Here is a 15,032-nt window from a genome sequence, read left to right as displayed (position 1 = left end):
TAGTACGGCAGAAAAAGTGGCAAGGTCAAGCTTTGGCCACCTGGACGGAGACCCGGTTGCCGGCCGCGGTCAGCAGTTGCTGCACCGGGGTATCGGCAAAGTGACAGGGCGCGAACAGCAGACCGTCGGGCAACTGGGCACTGAGCTTGACCGGTGCCAGCAGCGACCCGGAACCCGAGGTAAGTTTGACCCGTCCACCATCTTTGACCCCCAGGGCCTCGGCATCACGGGGGCTCATGGCGACGTAGCCGGAGGGTGCCACGGCCAGGCAGCCGTTGGCGAAGGTGGTGGTGGTTCCGAAATGGAAGAGGACCTTCCCGGTTACCAGTTGCGGCCCGGTGGCGTTGGGCGCAGTCAGGACCACCGGGGTGAAACGAAGGCTGCCGGGAGCCGGAGCAAAGGGCGCCTTGAGCCCGGAACGGGCATCCTTGGTGGGGAAGCAGGTGTCGGCGTAAGAGGGGACCAGGGCCGTGATCTCGCTGGCGACCTGGTCGAGCTGGGGGATCTGGCTGGTGCCGGCCAGGCGCTGGTAGAGCTCCGCGAGGATGGCAAAATCCTCCCGCGCCGCGCCAGGCGCTCCGGTCGCCCGGACCAGGCGGTTGATGCGCTGGTCGAGAGACGTGACGGTGCCATTCTTTTCCGCGAAACCAGCTGCCGGGAGGACGACATCGGCGAGGGCGGTCAGCTCGGAGGCGAGGATATCCTGCACCACGAGGAACTCGACCTTTGCCAGGGCCTTGCGCCAGCGCCCCGCCTCGGGAAAAGAGACCAGGGGGTTGGTCGCCGCCAGGTAGAGAAAGCGGACTTCGCCTTTTTCGATCCCCTCGAGAATAGCCAGGGCATCCCTCCCCGCGGTGGGCAGAGTGGCCCCCCAGACCTGTTCGAAGGCCGCCTTGGACGTGGCAAACGCCTGCTGTCCGGGGAGGTTTTCGGGGCAGACGCCCATATCGAGCAGGCCCTGCATGTTCCCTTTTTCGTCGACCGGGAAGAGACCGCCGATCTCACCGTGCAGGGCGCCACAGACCAGGGCGAGGTTGGCCAGGGCCGCCGTGGCGGCTTCCGCTTCCGGCCCCTTGCTGATGTCGGCACCGAAGATGAGGGCGACGCTCCTGGCCGCGCCGAGATAACGGGCCGCCTCGTCGATCAGCTCCGGCGCCAGGCCGGTGGCGGCAACCGTCGCCGCCAGATCGACCCCTTGCAGACCGGTCAGCAGCTCGTCGCCGTTGCCGACATACTGCTGCAGATAGGCCTTGTCGGCGAGTCCGGCATCAAGGATCATGCGGGCCAGGGCCGTAGCCAGGGCCGCTTCACTGCCGGGCCGATAGCGCAATACGGTGTGAGCATGGCGGTCGAGTTTGACCCCCCGTTGTCCGGCCAGCACCAGCTTGCCGTCACGCTTGCGGCAGGCTTGTTCGATCTGCCAGTCGATAGCCGGCGCCTCGGCGGTCACATCGCAGCCGAATACCAGGACCGCTTCCGCCGCGCCGATTCGATCGATCCGGTTGCTCGCCCCGGAAAGGCCGAGGGCCTGGCGCAGTACGCCATTACTGCGCAGGGCGCCGAAGCGGGCCTCGGAATCGATATTGTTGCTGCCGAGCAGCACCCGGAAGAGTTTCTGGAAAAGGTAATTCTCCTCGTTGGTCAGGCGTGGTGAAGCGAGGCCGGCCACCGCCTCCCCCTTGGCGGCGCCCAGGGACTGCAGCCGTTCGACGATGAGAGCAAGCGCCGTATCCCAGCTCGCCGGCTGTTGACTCTCCCCCTGCTTGACCAGGGGGGAGGTGAGGCGCGCCGGGGAACGCAGATAGTCGGTGCCGAAGAAACCACCGATGCAGAGGTTGCCGTCATTGCGGGTGACTCCGTCCTCGGAGGTGACCCGATAGACCTCGTCCTGCTTGACGTTGAGATCGACCTGGCAGTGGCTGCCGCAGGCGGTACAGACCGAAGCAACCTTGCGCAGTTCCCAGGGACGGGCCCGAAACTTGAAAGGCTTGGAGATCATGGTACCGGTGGGGCAGACCTGTACGCAATTGCCGCAGAATTCGCAGAGATCGAGATGTTTGTCGATAAAGGCGCGGTCGCCCTTGTCGTTGACGAAGAGCGCACTCGACCCGACCACCTCGTGACAGACCTTGACGCACTTCTCGCAGAGGATACAGCGGTTGGGAACCTGCTGGATGAGCGGCCAGCGATCGATGACGCCGGGGTTGACATCCTCGGCCCCAAAGGGCTGGCTGGTGACATCCTGGGCGTAGCAGACATTCTGCAGGTCACACTCCCCGCCGGCATCACAGACCGGGCAGTCGAGGGGATGGTTGACCAGGAGGAGTTCGACGACCTGGCGCCGGATCTTGGCCAGGCGCTCGGACTGGGTGGTGACCGCCATGCCTTCGACCGCTACCGTGTTGCAGGCGGTCATCGGCTTATCGACCCCGGCGATATCGACGACACAGATGCGGCAGGCGCCGGTCGGCGAGACCTTCTTCAGGAAACAGAGGGTGGGGATGGTGACCCCGATCTTTTCGGCCGCGGCCAGAATCGTCGCGCCCTTCTCGATCTGCACCGCCTTGCCGTCGATCTTCAGATTGACCATGGACTCATCACCTTTGCATGGAGCGCGGCCGGATCCTGAGATCCCGCCGCAGCATTCATATCGGTCGCTTCGCAGTAATACGCGTCAATTGACGGCTACCATTCCAACCCGGTAGCAGCGCAGGCAGCGTTCGGCTTCGCGCACCGCCTGGCTCTCTGGCATTGCCAGTTCGATCTCCTCGTAGTTCTTGGCCCGCTCGGCGCCGGAAATCTTGGGCTGGTGCTCCCGGTGCAGACCGCCGAGGATGCCGACATTCTCCTTCTCGTCAAAGACGCCGAGCTGGTTGACCAAATCCTCCATGGCGTCTTCCTGGTCGAGATAGGCCTTCCCTTCGGTCAGCCAGCGATCCATGACCCGGGCGGCGCGCCGGCCATGGCCGACCGCAACCACGACGGTCATCGCCCCATACTCGCAGTCGCCCCCGGCGAAAACCCCTTCGCAATCGGTCATCATCGTCCCGCCATGGGTGACGATGCTGTTCCAGCGGGTCTGCTTGATGCCAAAATCCTCCTCCCCGAGGTAGGAGAGGTCAGGATCCTGTCCGATGGCCGGGATGACCAGATCACAGGGGATGATGTACTCGCTCCCCGGCTTCGGCGCCGGCCGGCGCCGTCCCGACTCGTCCGGTTCGCCGAGCTCCATCACCACCACCTCGACGCCGACGACCTTGCCGTTCTCGGCGATCAGGCGGGTCGGATTGCGCAGGAATTCGAATTTGACGTTCTCTTCTTCAGCGTCGTCGACCTCATAGGACTCGGCCGGCATCTCCTTGCGGGTCCGGCGGTAGACCAGGATCGATTCCTCGGCCCCTTCGCGCAGGGCGACCCGGACACAGTCGATGGCGGTGTTGCCGCCACCAACGACGATCACCCGTTTCGGCGTCTCGATCGGCTGGCCGAGGGCCACCGCCCGCAGGTAATGGATACCACCGGGGGAGAAGCCTTCATAGCCGGCGTCCTCGCCTTCGACCCCCATCGGTTTCGACTTGAAGGCGCCGGTGCCGAGGAAGACCGCGTCGTACTCTTCCTTGAGCTGCTTGAGGGAGACATCGCGGCCGAGCTTGGTATTGTAGCGGATTTCGCCGCCGAGACTGGTGATGATCTCGATGTCGCGCCGCAGCAGGTGGCGCGGCATGCGGTAGTCGGGGATGCCGACGGCCACGGTCCCGCCCGGCTCATTGAGCATCTCGAGGATCGTCACCTGGTAGCCCTCGAGCAGCAGGTAGTAGGCGCAGGTCACGCCGGCCGGCCCGGCGCCGACCACGCAGACCCTCTTGTCCTTGCGCGGTTTCGGAAGCATCGGCGGCTGCCGGTGATGCATCCATTCATGGTCGGAGGGGACGCGCTTGAGCACCATGATGCTGATCGGATCGTCGACCAGGGCCCGGCGACAGGCCTTCTCGCAGGGATGCGGGCAGACCCGGCCGCAGACGGCGGGGATCGGCATGTTGCGGCGGATCACATCGAGAGCCCCGTCGAAGCGGTAATCCTTGATCTCTTCGATATAGGCGGGGATATCGATATGGGCCGGGCAGCGGTCCATGCAGGGGGCGGTGAGCTTCTCCCGGTATGCCTTGGCCGGGCTCGGCTTGCGCTTGCCGCCGATATAATCGAGAAAATCCTGACGGAAATGTTTCACCGCGTCAAAGACCGGAATCGCCGAAGTCATGCAGAGGGTGCATTTGCAGGTTTCCAGCAACGACGCCAGGTCTTCGATGATCTCCAGGTCCTGTTCTTCGCCGTGACCGGCGACAATCCGCGCGAGGGTGTCCTGCAGTACCCGCGTCCCCTTCTTGCCCGGGGTACACTTGGCACAGCAGTACTTTTCCTGGACCCGTTTCATATACTCGGCCGCCATGGCCACCACGTCGGTGGCGCGGTCGATCAGCACAATGCCGTCCCAGCCCATGAAAGCGCCGATCTTGCCTTCACTGAGATAGTTCTCGGCGAGCTTGAGTTTCAGTGACGCCAGATCCGCCTCGCCACCCTGGCGGTTATCGACGATCTTGCGTCCCCAACTGGAAAAAACGACCTGAGCCAAAACGACCTCCTGTCAACTCGCGCGCCATCCCCGGAGACGGCACGGAGAACTCCCTTAAAGGGCGCGGAAACCAAACTATTTCCCGCTCTTTTCTAGCAGTTGCCCGTATCTATTTTGTATACAGTATGCAGCTAAATACCATAAAGGGGAAGTGCAAATCAAGGGAAAATTTATGTTTCCGCTGGCAGCGGAACCACCGCCGCCCCTGTCTGCCCCCCCTCTTTCCGGCCCCGTTCGAAGCCACGGCGACTCACGGAAAATCCGGGAAGGGGGTTGCAATCCGCCAGTATCCCGACTGCCACCGTCCCAGGTCGACATATTCCCAGGCCAGGGTGAACTGCCAGGTCCTGACCGTCACCGATGGCAGTCGGTAATAATCGATTTCCAGCCGGCTGTCAATCTGTCCGGAGGCCGTTTCGTCCCGGCTGACGAAGCGGGTATCGGTGATGTGGAGACCATCGAGGGCGGCAAACTGTTCGCGAAAAGCTTCCTGGTACTCGGGGCGCAGGTGACGGGCCGCGCCGGGAAAGTCAAGCCAGCGCAGCCGGGTCGAAAAATCCCGCTCGGCATCGGCAACATCGGGACGCGGCACGGCCATCCAGCTGCACCCCCCCAGGAACAGCCCGAACAGCACCAGCAACAGCCCGTATCTCGATATTTTGGCCATAATCTTCTCCTCATTGGCCGACGCCACCTTGCATGTCGGCTCGGCTCGGCTAAACTGTAGTACTTGTCAATTTCGGCCCCGGAGAGCGACCATGAATCAAGTCGAAATCTACACCAAGAGCTACTGTCCCTACTGCCAGCGCGCCAAGGAACTGCTGCGCATCAAGGGGGTCGAGTTCGCCGAATATGACGTTACCGGCGATCCCGCCAAAGAGCAGGAGATGCGGACCCGGTCAGGAAGGACCACCGTTCCCGAAATTTTCATCGCCGACAACCTGATCGGCGGTTGCAGCGAACTCTTCGACCTCGATGAAAGGGGCGAACTCGACCGCCTGCTTGATCTCAACTAGCCCCCCGCGCGAATCCTGCGCAACAAGCCCAGGGCGAGTTCGACCTTGCCGAAGGGTGGCATCAGGTACCAGCCCGCCACCCGCCCCTCCCCTGCGGTGATCAGCTCTTCCGCGATTGCCATCCCCGCCGCAACCCCGGCAGCACCGCTCAAACCGCGCATCCGCTTGCGCACCTCCTCCGGCAGCGAAATCCCCGGCACCTCGTTGTGCAGGAATTCGGCGTTCCGCTCACTGACCAGGGGGAGGATGCCGACCAGCACCGGTACGCCGAAATCAGCCGTCCGTTCCAGCAGCCGCTCCAGAATGGTCCGCGAATAGACCGGCTGGGTCTGGACGAATCGAGCTCCGGCGGCCAGCTTCTTTTCGAGCCGGCGCAGTTGCCCCTCGATGCTGGGCAGGTTGGGATTGAAGGCCGCACCGAGCAGAAACTGACTGTGGCCGCCGAGTTCGCTGCCGAGCAGGTTGCGTCCCGCGTTGAGCGCCGCGAGGAGTTCCAGCAGGCCGATCGAGTTGAGGTCGAAGACGCTGGTGGCCCCGGCCTCCCCCCCCACCGCTACCGGATCCCCGGTTACCGCCAGCACCGAACGAATGCCGAGCAGATGGGCCCCCATCAGCTCCGAGTGGAGTCCGATCAGGTTGCGGTCCCGGCCGGTGACATGCACGATCACCTCGACCCCGGTCGCCTCCTGGATCTCCCGGGCGAGGGCGAGGTTGCCGAGGCGGATGCGGGCGAGGGGATTCTCCGCCAGGTTGATGGCATCAACCCCCGCCGCGGCCAGCTGCCGGGCAGCGGCGAGGACCTTGCTGCAGTCGAAACCCCGCGGCGGGTCGAGTTCGACGGTGACGACCGCCCCGGCGGCGCGACGTTCCAGCCAGCGCCCTTCGGAAACAGCGGCGACCGGTCGCGGTGCCGGCCGCGGCAAGGGTGCAAGCGGCCGTGGCCGCACCACAGGCTGCATCCCCGCGAGGCTGGCGGCCAGGGCGGCAATATGTTCCGGGGTGGTCCCGCAGCAGCCGCCGACCAGGGTGGCGCCGGCCAGCACCAGGTCACGGCCGGCGGCAGCAAAATACTCGGGGGTGGCGAGGTAGATGTAACGCCCCTCGTGGTACTCGGGAAAACCGGAATTGGCAAAAGCCGTCAGCGGCAGGGTCGAGACCGCTGCCAGCCGCTGCAGCACCTGGTGCAGTTCCCGGGGCCCGGAGCCGCAGTTGGCACCCAGACCAGCGGCACCGGCCGCGGTCAAACGTGCAGCGGCCGCTTCGGCGCTCACCCCTTCCCGGGTACGTCCCCCTTCGAGAAAGGCCATCTGCGCGATCGCCGGCAGGCCGAGGGCCGCCGCTACCGCCAGCGCCAGTTCGAGATCGTCGAGACCGGCAAAGGTCTCAAGGAGAAAGAGGTCGACGCCCCCTTCGGCGAGGGCTTCCATCTGCTGGTGAAAAATCGCCCGTTTCTGCTCACGGGGCAGTTCACTGGTCTCGCCGCGGGGAGGGATCAACGGTCCGACGGCGCCGGCGACCAGCCCCTCGCGGCCGGCGGCCTGGCGGGCCAGACGGGCACCGGCCAGATTGATATCGGCAGTGCGGTGCGCCAACCCGACCGATCCCAGGCGCAGGGCATTGGCGCCAAAGGTGTTGGTCTCCAGCAGCCGGGCACCGGCCCTGAAATAATCTTCATGGACCTGGCGTACCAGTTCCGGGCGCACCAGGTTGAGGTGCTCGAAATTGGTCTCCAGCGGCACCCCGCGGCTGTAAAGCAGGGTGCCCATGGCGCCGTCACCAATGACGATCTCGGTGACCAGGCGCGCTGGCAGCGGCAGGGGATTTTTTCGGGTCATGGCCGGGTCCAGTCGGGGCAGGGCGGAAACACTAGCGCTTTATGCCATATCCGGCTGGAAAGATAAAGGCGCTTGCCACCCCCCGCTCGGCGCAATCAGTCCTGGGCGCGGAGGATCGCGGTATAGAAGAGATGGCCGTCGGAGTCGGCCACCGAAAGGGAGAGCTCCAGGGTGAGGGGCGTTCCATCCCGGCGCCGGCCGGAGATGCTCTGCACTTCACGGAGCAGGTTCCCGGCGTGGGCGGCCAGATACTCTTCGACCTCTCCCCCCGGCCAGGACGGGCAATTGTCCGGCAACAGGCGGGCAATCGAGACCCCGAGGATTTCGCGTTTGCTGTAGCCGAAAATCCGTTCCGCTTCCCGGTTGAAGAGGATGATCTGGCCGTTGGCGAGGAAGGAGACCATGGCATCGCGGGCAGTATCGGTCATCACCCGGAAGCGCTGCTCCGACTCTTCCAGTTCCCGGGTCCGTTCGCCGAGATGATCGATCATGTCGTTGAAACCATCGATCAAAACCCCGATTTCATCCCGGCTGCGGCGGGAGATCTTCTCCTCGAAGCGGCCGGTGCGGATGATGGTGCCGATGGCGGCGCCGAGCTGGGCGAGGGGCCGGGTAATCGCCTGCCGGGTGAGGAGGCCGAGACAGGTGATCAGCGCCAGGAAGATGCCGCCGCTGTAAAAGAGATCCCGACGCAGGTTGGCACTCACCTGGCGCTCTAAGCGGTCCATGGGGATGGTGATCGAGGCGGCCCCGATCAACTCACCGACCTGGTAGTTGTAGGCGCGGTCGCTGGCGGGCGGAAAGAGGGTCTTGATGAAGTCGGGAGCGTCCGCCGGCCGGCCGTGGCATTCGAGACAGCTGGCCTCGGCGGAGAACGCCTGCAGGTAGCGAAACACCGGTTCGCCGTCGAGGGTGGTTATCGTGTATTCCTCGTGCAGATTCGGGGCGCTGCGGAACCGTTCCAGCGCCAGGCTTTCGTATGCGTCCGGGGCGTTCTGCGGATTGCGGTAGCGGTCGGAAACCTGGTGAATGCGGTAATCGAGATCCCTGGCCACCAGCTGGCCGATCCGGTTGGCGGCAACGATCGGTATCAGCCCGTAGCGCTCGGGCGAAAGCTGAATCTTCCCTGCGGTGAGCTCGGCCGAGAGGTACTCGCGGGCGCGAATCACCTCGAAGGCGATGATCCGCGACTTTTCCACCGCCTCCGCGATCGTCACCGCCCGCTGCTGGCGGTAGTTGATCCAGGTGGCCAGGGCAAAAAAGACCAGCAGGATGCCGGCAATGATCAGGTTGATCTTGGTGAGGAGCCCAACCGGGCGGGATGATCTCATCGGCAGCCTGTCTGCAAGGGCAAAACAAGGATCAGTCTAGCCGCTAACCGCTCCATTGCAACTTGAGCGGTCCGGTTCTCAAACGGTAAGGTCAAGATACTGTTTCAGGATCGCCGCGGTCAGACCCCAGATCTGCTGACCGTCGATGAGATAGAAATGGACCGGGTGGCGCCGCCCCTGGTGCAGCCAGTCCTCGCTGTGAAAGATGGCAGGGTCACGCAGCCGGGCGACCGGGATTTCGATCACCGAGGCGATCTCCTCCCGGTTGACCCGGAACGGATAGGGCCAGGAGAAGGTACCGACGAAGGGGACGACGTGGTAGCCGTGGATCGAGTAGAAATCGTCGAGCCGCCCCAGCAGGGTGACGTCGGCGCGGGCAATTCCCATCTCCTCTTCCGTCTCCCGCAGCGCCGTTGCCGCCAGGTCGGGGTCTTCCGGATGCCGGGCGCCGCCGGGGAAGGAGATCTCCCCGCTGTGATGTTCCAGATGATCGGTGCGCCGGGTAAAGAGGATCGTCTCCTCGTCGCCGCGCCGGTAGACCGGCAACAGTACCGCCGCCGGCCGCAGCCGCCCCAGGGGGATCTGCTGCGGCTGGTGGCGGGCGAGGATATCGCTGATCCGCCTGAATCGTGCCATCAGACCTTGACCGAAACCGCCGCGCTCCGCAACTCGGCGATGGTCGCGGCGTAGTCACCATTACCGAAGACCGCGCTGCCGGCAACAAAGACGTCAGCCCCGGCCCGGGCGATCAGCCCGATATTGTCGGTCTTGACGCCGCCATCGACCTCCAGCTCAACGCGCAATCCGCGACGGTCGATTTCGCGCCGCAGCTGATCGATCTTGGTCAGCGCCGCGGGAATGAAGCTCTGCCCGCCGAAACCGGGATTGACGCTCATCACCAGCACCAGGTCGACTTCATCAAGGATCACCTCCAGGGCCGCAACCGGGGTCGCCGGGTTGATCGACACGCCGGCCTTTTTGCCGAGCCCCTTGATCAGCTGGACCGTGCGATGGAGGTGGACGGCGGCCTCCTGGTGGACAGTGATGATGTCGGCCCCGGCGGCGGCGAAGTCGGCGATGTAGCGATCCGGGTTTTCGATCATCAGATGAATATCGAGGGGGAGGTCGGTGACTTTGCGCAGCGCCGCCACCACCGGCGGGCCGATGGTCAGGTTGGGGACGAAATGGCCATCCATGACATCGACATGGACATAGTCGGCGCTGGCGATGGCACGCACCTCCTCACCGAGGCGGGCGAAATCGGCGGAGAGAATCGAAGGGGCGATCTTGATCATGGCGGGCTCCAGATCGGGTCAGGGGGTGGCGAACAGGTCAGAAACGAAAATTGCGGCCGGACAATCAGGACTGCCGCTGCAGCCGTACCGCCCAGAAGGCATCCATGCCGTCATGCTGGTGGGGCAGGGTACGAAGGGCCCCGCTCCCATCGAAGAGGGGACGCCAATGCTCCGGGACCAGGGGGCGCAGGTCCTCGCGCGCATATTCCGGATGGGCGGCAAGAAAAGCGGCCACCACCTCCACGGTCTCTTCATCCGTCTGGGTGCAGACCGAGTAGAGCAGATGCCCGCCGGGTTTAAGCAACGGGGCGGCGCTGGCGAGAATGCTCCCCTGCAACCCGGCCAGCCGCCGCGGGTCATCGGGCTGGCGGCGCCAGCGGAGTTCGGGATTGCGGCGCAGGACACCCAGGCCGCTGCAGGGGGCGTCGACCAGTATCCGGTCGATGCTGCCCGCGGCGATAAAGTCGGGGCGGCGGGTCATATCCCAGGCCCGCACGCTGATCTCCTTGCAGCCGAGCCGGGCGGCACCGTTTGCCACCAGCGCAGCACGCTGCGGGTGGAGGTCGAGAGCCGTGATCCGGGCCTGGTTCGCCGTCAGTGCGGCGAGCTGGGTCGTCTTCCCCCCCGGGGCCGCGCAGGTGTCGAGCAGCATCTCCCCCGGCTGAGCACCGAGCAGGTGCGGAATCAGCATGCTCGCCTCATCCTGCACCTGGAACCACCCCTCGGCCTCCCCGGGCAGGGGTGCATCCGCGCGTCGCAACAGGACGATCCCCTCGGGGGCGAAGGCGGTCGGCGCCACCTCGTGGCCGGCGGCGGCAAATGCCGTCAGCAACGCCTCCCGGCTGCAGCGCAGGGTATTGACGCGCAGGCAGAAGGGTGCCGGCGCCTGCAGCGCCTCCCCCAGGGCGAGCGCCTCGGCAGCCCCCATTTCGGTCAGCCAGCGCCGGGCCAGCCAGTGCGGCAGCGACAGGCTCTGTTCCAGGCAGGCGAGGGGCTGGCGCTCGGGGTCGGGCCAGGGGATCTCGCTGCGGCCGCGGTCGAGGCTGCGCAGGACGCCATTGATAAACCCGGTCGCCCGCTGCAGGCCAAGCTCCCTGGCCAGTTCGACGCTGGCATGCACCGCGGCCCGCGCTGGCACCCGATCGAGTTCGAGTAACTGGTAGGCGCCCAGGCGCAGCAACCGCAGCACCGCCGGCTCGAGTTTGGGGAGCGGTTGTTTGCAGAACCGGGCCAGGGCGAAATCGAGCTTCCCCTGCCGGCGCAGCACGCCGTAGACCAGTTCGGTGGCCAAGCCCCGATCCCGGGCGTCAGCCAGGGCATCAAGGGCGGCAGAGAGGGCGAGATCGGCAAAGGCCCCGGTCTCGACCCGGGTGAGCACATCGAAGGCGGAGCGGCGGGCGTCAGGTTTCGGCATGGCGGGTCCCGTGGGAGGAGCGTTCGAGGGTGGCGCGCACGCCACCGGGAAATCAGACAAGCGACAGGACCGGGAAGTGCCGAGAGTAGCTACCGCGCGCCATGGAAAGCGCAGCCCGTTGCCGCCGGGCACCGGGTGGAAAGATTGCAGGTCAGCCGATCGTCATGCTCTCCAACCGGCGGATCCGTTCCTCGACCGGCGGGTGGGTGGAAAAGAGCGACCGCAGGCCGGCACCCCGCAGCGGGTTGACGATGAACATGTGGGCCGTCGCCTCGTTGACCTGGGGCATCGGCGCCCGGCTGTTGGCTGCCTCCAGCTTGCGCAGGGCGCTGGCCAGCTCGAAGGGGCTGCCCGCCAGCCTGGCTCCCCCCTTGTCGGCCTCGAACTCCCGGGAGCGGGAAATCGCCATCTGCACCAGGACCGCGGCAATTGGCGCCAGGATCATCATCAGGATCATGGCGATCGGGTTGCTATCCCGGTCATCGCGACCGCCACCGAAGATCAGGGCCCACTGGGCCATGTGGGCGAGATAGGCAATCGCGCCGGAGATAGTCGCCGCCATCGAGCCAATGAGGATATCGCGGTGGCGAACATGGGCGAGTTCATGGGCCATCACGCCACGCAACTCTTCGCGGCTGAGAATCTGCAGGATCCCTTCGGTGGCCGCAACTACGGCATGTTCCGGGTTGCGGCCGGTCGCAAAGGCGTTGGGGGTCGGCTGCGGCAGGACATAGACCTTGGGCATCGGCAGGTTGCCGCGCAGGGCGAGATCCTGAACCACCTCATAGAGCGTGCCGCTGGTCACCTCCCGGCCGCGGTACATCTTGATGACGATCTTGTCGGAAAACCAGTAGGAGACAAAATTCATCACCCCGGCCATGATCAGCGCGAAGAGCGCGCCGCCGCGGCCGCCGATGGCGCCACCGGCAAGGACCAGCACCAGGGTCAGAACCGTCATCAGCAGAATCGTGCGCAGGGTGTTCATGAAAAACCTCACCTTCGAGTGGACTACCGAATTATCAGCAGGAATCACCTGCCCGCCTGGCATTCAATATAAGAATTGCCCGGCAAAAATGCAAGATGGACTCAGACCACGAGATGTTCATCGAGGGCGGCACGCACCTCCTCCAGCACGATGCGGGTATTGAAACAGGGGCCGTTGGGGCGATGGTTGAGAACACCGATCACCGGCAGGGGGTAGGAATCCCGAATCCCCGAGGTCAGGTCCCGCTCGCAGGCGACCGCCAGGATAAAGCGCGGCCGCTTCTCGACGATCAGCTTGCGCGCCAGAGTGCCGCCGGTGGCGACGGCAATGTCGATACCCCGTTCCCGGGCCAGTTGCGCCAGGCCGCTGATGTCGCAGCGACCGCAGCGGACGCACTTTTCCACATCGCCGGTGATCTTGATGGCACAGTCGAAGAGCTGGATACAGTGCGGCAGCAGGATCAGGGCCCGGTCCGCTGTGACGCGCACCTTCTTGGCCCGGACCAGCTGATTGTTGAGGGCGATAAAGGACTGTTGCAGGCGGTCCCGGTCGACGCCGATCAGCCGGCCAAGGGAGATGATGCCCGGAAAGAGGTAGCGAATGACGATCTTGCGCAGGCGTTCGGAGAAGAAGAGGTCGCGACCGGTGAGGAGCGTCAGGACCAGCAGTGACAGCCCGCCGAGGAGCAGGAATGCAAGGGTCGCCAGGACCACCCCGAGGATGACCGGCAACAGTGGGTGAATGTTGGCCAGGCCGACACTCGGCACGTACCAGAGGAGGAAGGCTCCGACCAGTACCAGGGCGCAGGCGCCGGCGAGCAGGCCGATAAAGACCCGCTTGCGCGGCTGCTGCAAAGGCGTGTTCGCCGCGGATTTATCCAACCTGCACTCCGAGGCGAAGCCCCGCCGGGAGCGGGTGCCCGCGCAGAAATTCGGCCGCGGGAAGGCGTTTCTTGCCGGGGAGTTGCAGCGCCCCGATGCGCAGCACCCCCTCACCACAGGCGATCCGCACCCCATCGGCAGCGGCAGAGAGGACCGTTCCCGGTTCCCCCTCCCCGGCCTCGGGAAGGGTCGCCGCCAGCTTCAGGGTCTCCCCGTCAAGGGTGGTATAAGCCCCCGGCCAGGGGTCGAGCCCCCGCACCTGGTTATGAATCCGGGAGGCTGGCTGGCTCCAGTCGATGCGGCCATCTTCCTTCTTCAGCATCGGCGCGTAGCAGCTCTGGCTGTCGTCCTGCTTTTCCGGCTGCAACGTCCCGTCGCAGAGCTGGCGCAGGGTCGCCTCGATCGCCTCGCGCCCGAGCCGGGCCAGGCGATCATGCAGTTCGCCCGCCGTCTCCAGGGGATCGATGGCGGTGGCGCGCTTGACCAGCATGTCACCGGTGTCGAGGCCGACATCCATCAGCATGGTGGTGATCCCGGTCTCGCTTTCGCCGTCGATGATCGCCTTGTTGATCGGCGCCGCACCGCGGTATTTCGGCAGCAGCGAGGCATGCACATTGATGCAGCCGTAGCGGGGAATCTCGAGCACGCTCTGCGGCAGGATCTGGCCATAGGCGACGACCACGATCAGGTCCGGGGCGAGGGCGCGCAACTCTGTCACCACCTCCGGAGCCCGCAACCGGGCCGGCTGGAAGACCGGAATGCCACGCGCTGTCGCGAGAAGTTTCACCGGTGGCGAGGTCAGCCGGTTGCCACGGCCACTGGGACGGTCGGGCTGGGTATAGACGGCGATCAGGTCGAGACCGAAGTCGAAGAGCCCCTCGAAGGTTGCCAGTGCGAACTCGGGGGTCCCCATGAATACGGTGCGGATCGATTTGGGGGGGATCACATCTGCTCCTGCTGTTGTTCCATGATCTTCTTGTATTTCTTGCGGAAGAGGCTTTTTTTCAGTGGGGAGAGATGGTCGACAAAGAGAATGCCATTCAGATGATCAATCTCATGCTGAAAGCAGATCGCCCACAGCCCCTCCGCTTCGAGTTCCTGGCTGACGCCGGCAAGATCCTGATAACGGACCTGGACGGTGGCGCTGCGCTCGACCTTGGCATAATACTCGGGGACGGAGAGGCATCCCTCCTCCTCGCAGCTTTCGCCCGCGCGGGCGATGATCTCGGGGTTAACGGCGACCAGCAGCTGCCGCGGCTCCTCGCGGCCGGCACAGTCGAGCACGATCAGCCGCTGCGAGACACCGACCTGTGGCGCCGCCAGACCCACGCCCGGAGCAGCATACATCGTCTCCGCCATGTCCGCCGCCAGCCGCTGCAGCTCGGCGTCAAAAACGGTCACCGGCGCTGCCGGCTGCTTGAGAACCGGCTCCGGATAATGATAGATGCGCAAAATCGCCATCTTTTCGTCCTGTCAGCAGGGCGTTAAGGTCGGGCCGGGTCGGCCCGTTCAAGCTGTTAATAATACGTGGAGCCCGGGCGGAAAGTCAACCGCCGGCAAAACACGGCCTTTTGCTGCTTAGGAAAACGGAAAAACGACAGTAGCGGAGCCTTTTTCCGCTCCGCCGCTGTCCTACGATCAAACT

Annotated in this window: 13 protein-coding genes; 1 reads left to right on the top strand and 12 read right to left on the bottom strand. The window is 64.9% G+C overall.

Annotation, left to right across the window (positions count from 1 at the left end):
- Positions 1 to 25: 25 nt before the first annotated feature.
- From DBW_RS03320 to DBW_RS03310, 3 genes are all read right to left on the bottom strand, one after another.
- Entirely contained in the window at positions 26 to 2,590 is a 2,565-nt protein-coding gene (locus DBW_RS03320) for a molybdopterin-dependent oxidoreductase (RefSeq protein ID WP_066724177.1), read from the bottom strand.
- A gap of 84 nt (positions 2,591 to 2,674) precedes the next feature.
- The gene (locus DBW_RS03315) at positions 2,675 to 4,630 is read right to left on the bottom strand and encodes an FAD-dependent oxidoreductase (protein ID WP_066724175.1); all 1,956 of its coding nucleotides are present in this window, start codon (positions 4,628 to 4,630) and stop codon (positions 2,675 to 2,677) included.
- A gap of 250 nt (positions 4,631 to 4,880) precedes the next feature.
- On the bottom strand, positions 4,881 to 5,297 hold the full coding sequence (locus DBW_RS03310; RefSeq protein ID WP_066724173.1) for a hypothetical protein: 417 nt from the start codon (positions 5,295 to 5,297) through the stop codon (positions 4,881 to 4,883).
- Positions 5,298 to 5,388: 91 nt separating this feature from the next.
- Here DBW_RS03310 and grxC point away from each other — a divergent pair, with 91 nt between their 5' ends.
- Positions 5,389 to 5,646, top strand: coding sequence for a glutaredoxin 3 (gene grxC, locus DBW_RS03305; RefSeq protein ID WP_066724171.1), 258 nt, complete (start codon positions 5,389 to 5,391; stop codon positions 5,644 to 5,646).
- Here the strand turns inward: grxC and DBW_RS03300 are convergent.
- The 9 genes from DBW_RS03300 to def all read right to left on the bottom strand — a co-directional run bounded on the left by DBW_RS03300 (position 5,643) and on the right by def (position 14,848).
- Complete coding sequence (locus tag DBW_RS03300) at positions 5,643 to 7,481, bottom strand: bifunctional homocysteine S-methyltransferase/methylenetetrahydrofolate reductase (protein WP_066724169.1); 1,839 nt, start codon at positions 7,479 to 7,481, stop codon at positions 5,643 to 5,645. The two genes, grxC and DBW_RS03300, sit on opposite strands and share 4 nt — an antisense overlap.
- Positions 7,482 to 7,576: 95 nt before the next feature.
- On the bottom strand, positions 7,577 to 8,812 hold the full coding sequence (locus DBW_RS03295) for a c-type heme family protein (RefSeq protein WP_066724167.1): 1,236 nt from the start codon (positions 8,810 to 8,812) through the stop codon (positions 7,577 to 7,579).
- A gap of 78 nt (positions 8,813 to 8,890) precedes the next feature.
- Positions 8,891 to 9,448: a CoA pyrophosphatase gene (locus DBW_RS03290; RefSeq protein WP_066724165.1), complete on the bottom strand. Its 558-nt coding sequence runs from the start codon at positions 9,446 to 9,448 to the stop codon at positions 8,891 to 8,893.
- Positions 9,448 to 10,107 (bottom strand): ribulose-phosphate 3-epimerase, encoded by a 660-nt coding sequence (gene rpe, locus DBW_RS03285; protein ID WP_066724164.1) that lies wholly within the window; start codon positions 10,105 to 10,107, stop codon positions 9,448 to 9,450. The genes DBW_RS03290 and rpe overlap by 1 nt, the downstream gene beginning before the upstream one ends.
- Before the next feature lie 64 nt (positions 10,108 to 10,171).
- Positions 10,172 to 11,521, bottom strand: a complete 1,350-nt coding sequence (gene rsmB, locus DBW_RS03280; RefSeq protein ID WP_066724162.1) for a 16S rRNA (cytosine(967)-C(5))-methyltransferase RsmB — start codon at positions 11,519 to 11,521, stop codon at positions 10,172 to 10,174.
- Between the two features lie 151 nt (positions 11,522 to 11,672).
- The gene (gene htpX / locus DBW_RS03275) at positions 11,673 to 12,506 is read right to left on the bottom strand and encodes a zinc metalloprotease HtpX (RefSeq protein WP_066724160.1); all 834 of its coding nucleotides are present in this window, start codon (positions 12,504 to 12,506) and stop codon (positions 11,673 to 11,675) included.
- 101 nt (positions 12,507 to 12,607) lie between these two features.
- Complete coding sequence (locus tag DBW_RS03270) at positions 12,608 to 13,387, bottom strand: DUF116 domain-containing protein (protein WP_231875386.1); 780 nt, start codon at positions 13,385 to 13,387, stop codon at positions 12,608 to 12,610.
- Positions 13,380 to 14,300: a methionyl-tRNA formyltransferase gene (gene fmt, locus DBW_RS03265; protein ID WP_066729660.1), complete on the bottom strand. Its 921-nt coding sequence runs from the start codon at positions 14,298 to 14,300 to the stop codon at positions 13,380 to 13,382. The genes DBW_RS03270 and fmt overlap by 8 nt, the downstream gene beginning before the upstream one ends.
- 29 nt (positions 14,301 to 14,329) lie before the next feature.
- Positions 14,330 to 14,848, bottom strand: coding sequence for a peptide deformylase (gene def / locus DBW_RS03260; RefSeq protein ID WP_066724155.1), 519 nt, complete (start codon positions 14,846 to 14,848; stop codon positions 14,330 to 14,332).
- Positions 14,849 to 15,032 lie beyond the last annotated feature (184 nt).

The organism is Desulfuromonas sp. DDH964 (genome assembly GCF_001611275.1).
GTDB lineage: Bacteria > Desulfobacterota > Desulfuromonadia > Desulfuromonadales > DDH964 > DDH964.
Note: the sequence above shows the minus strand (reverse complement) of the source record. Positions and strands in the feature narration are given on the sequence as shown.